General features: G+C 54.4%; 2 protein-coding genes. One reads left to right on the top strand and one right to left on the bottom strand.

Going from position 1 to position 2,732, the window contains the following annotated elements; all coding sequences use genetic code 11:
* Positions 1 to 292: 292 nt before the first annotated feature.
* A protein-coding gene (locus tag ACR0AP_RS20810; RefSeq protein ID WP_170717543.1) for an IS3 family transposase occupies positions 293 to 1,644 on the bottom strand; the annotation gives its coding sequence in 2 pieces (ribosomal slippage) (positions 293 to 1,308 and positions 1,308 to 1,644; 1,353 coding nt in all).
* 352 nt (positions 1,645 to 1,996) lie between these two features.
* Between ACR0AP_RS20810 and ACR0AP_RS20805 the strand changes: the two genes are divergently transcribed.
* Complete coding sequence (locus ACR0AP_RS20805; RefSeq protein WP_480509188.1) at positions 1,997 to 2,611, top strand: TetR/AcrR family transcriptional regulator; 615 nt, start codon at positions 1,997 to 1,999, stop codon at positions 2,609 to 2,611.
* Positions 2,612 to 2,732: the final 121 nt, after the last annotated feature.

Here is a 2,732-nt window from a genome sequence, read left to right as displayed (position 1 = left end):
TTTAAGTCTGATATGTCTACCATTCCATCACGCCCGCACGGCACGGCCCTTTCGGACAGTGCAACGTCCTTACAAGCACAACGAGATGATAACAATGTGCTTTGACCCGCAGGATTGGGAAAAATAGACGGCAGCGCTGGTGAAACTCAATTGCACCCAACGGTACCTCCATTGTCTCACTTGGCTTTGGTGCGGTCCGACATATCCACAGGTCCGATGTGTCCGTCATCGAATGATTTGGAACACGAGCGTTTGATTGGCTTAGGAGGATCAGGCTCGCCGCAGTTTCAATCTACGCCGCGTTCTGATGATGCAGCAAGCGGCGTTTCTGGATTGTCTGGTGTTTGATTTCCTTTCTGCGTCTGAGGATTGTTTCGGCTCGACCGAAATAGACATCGGCGGGTGTCAGATTGCTGATGCTCTCGTGGTATCGGTTGTGGTTGTAGTGATTGATGAAGTCGCCGATGGCCTGTTCGAGCGCTCCTGGCAGATAGTAGTTTTCCAGCAGGACACGGTTCTTCATCGTCTGATGCCATCGCTCAATCTTGCCCTGGGTCTGCGGATGGTTGGGCGCTCCCCGAACATGATCCATACCCTGCTCATCCAGCCATTTCGCCAACTCGCCAGAGATGTAACTGCTGCCGTTGTCGCTGAGCAGCCGGGGCTTGTGGGCAACGGTGACACTGTCACAACCTGATGCAGCCAAAGCGTCTTCCAGCGTTCCTGTGACATCGTCAGCTTTCATCGTGGTGCAAAGGCGCCAAGAGACAACGTAACGGCTGTAATCATCCAGGATCGTAGACAGGTAGAACCAGCCCCAACCGATGACTTTGAGATAGGTGAAGTCGGTCTGCCAAAGCTGGTTCGGCCGCACAGTCTTCTCATGGAATTCATCCGCCGCTTTGATGGTGATGCAGGCTGGGCTAGTGATCAGATCTTGTGCCTTCAGAAGCCTGTAAACACTGGCCTCAGAAACGAAGTAGCGCCTGGTGTCGGTGAACCGCACCGCAAGCTCGCGGGGCGATAACTCGGGTTCTTCCAGAGCCAGTTCCACGATCTGCTTGCGCACCTTGTCGGGGATGCGGTTCCAAACCCTACCTGGCCGGGAATGGCGATCCTCAAGCCCGGCCTCGCCGAAAGACAGATACCTGTCGTACCAGCGGTAGAAGGTCGTTCTGGGAATGCCGAGCTTTTCCAGTGTGCGTTTGATCGGCAGGTGCGAACCGTCAACCAGCCGGATGATCTCAAGCTTTTCGGATGCGGGATATCTCATTCGTCGTCTCCCCCATCCTCGAACATGCTTTTTTTGAGCAGCCGGTTCTCAAGGGTCAGGTCGGCGACTACCTCTTTCAGCGCCGACGATTCCGCTCTCAAATCCTTCACCTCAGAGCTGGTAGCCTGGCGTGCGGTATCGCCAGCCAACCGCTTCTTACCGGCCTCAAGGAACTCTTTCGACCAGCTGTAATACAGGCTCGTAGCTATTCCTTCACGGCGACACAGCTCCGCTATGCTGTCTTCACCACGAAGCCCATCCAACACAATACGGATCTTCTCCTCTGCCGAATGCTGGCGCCGTGTCTTCCTGCGGATGTCTTTGACAACTCTCTCTGCTGACGCTTTCTGTTTCCCGGATTTCATTCTCATCTCCACTCTCTGATGGTTACGATGAGCCTGAAATCCTCCGCTACGCAATCAACCTAGTCTGTTCCATGGGTGCTGATGGCGGACAGCGAAATAACCTCACAGGAGACTGCGTTGCGTTTGAAGTCAGCGACGAGCACAAGCGGCTTGATGTCGTGTTATTCCCAAAGTTTGACTATAGGTGTCGCGCAGTTATCGGGTGCTGCCCACCGTTTACCTGTCGATCTTCTCGCTACCAAAAGGTGCCATATACCCCCTTCCGACCCTGATAACGTAATCAAATCCAGATGCGCTTGACGTCAAGTGTATCTCGTCTTAATAAGTTAGTTATTACTCACTAACATAATGGTTTCGAATGCCCGCCCGCAAGCCCGCAGATGAACGCAAGACCGAGATCGTACAGGCAATGCTGCGTCTCGCGGACGAGTTGGGCCCGGATCGCCTGACCACGCAGTCGGTTGCTGATACAGTCGGGCTGACGCAGCCCGCAATCTTCCGGCACTTCGCGACCAAACAGGATTTATGGTTGGCGGTAGCTAACGAGATTTCTGAACGCCTCCGAACCGCGTGGGGTGACGCGCTTAGGACATCTGCCGATCCGGCAGAGCGGATCAAAGCGCTGATTTTGGCTCAATTGCACCAGATCGAGACTATGCCGGCCATCCCGTCTATTCTTTTCTCGCGCGAGCTACAGGTAGAAAACGACGATCTCCGGCAAGCTGTTCTTACGCTGATGACTGAATTGGTCACATTGCTGTCCATCGAGCTGACCAACGGACAGAAAGCGGGCCTGTTTGACACAAACCTGCCGCCCGAAGACGGAGCGCTACTGTTGATCTCGCTGGTACAAGGGTTGGCGATCCGCTGGACTTTGGGGAAACGCGGTTTCGCATTGGAATCCGAAGGGCACCGATTGCTCGACGCTCAGATGCGGCTATTCCGAATAGAAAGTACAGAGGTTTCGCCATGAACCGCCGTATCATCCTGGGTGTCAGCCTTGTTGTCGTCCTCGCAGTCTTTGGCAGGTTTGTCCTTACAGAGCGCCCGATCAGTGTTTCCGCGGCCGCAATTGAACAGAATGTCCCTGTACG

The sequence above is a fragment of the Ruegeria sp. AF7 genome (genome assembly GCF_056541885.1).
This window is presented reverse-complemented; position numbering and strand designations above follow the sequence as displayed.

Bases quoted from the DNA above. Each gene is read 5' to 3' on its own strand.
- ACR0AP_RS20805 (WP_480509188.1), top strand. From the start codon at position 1,997: ATGCCCGCCCGCAAGCCCGCAGATGAACGCAAGACCGAGATCGTACAG.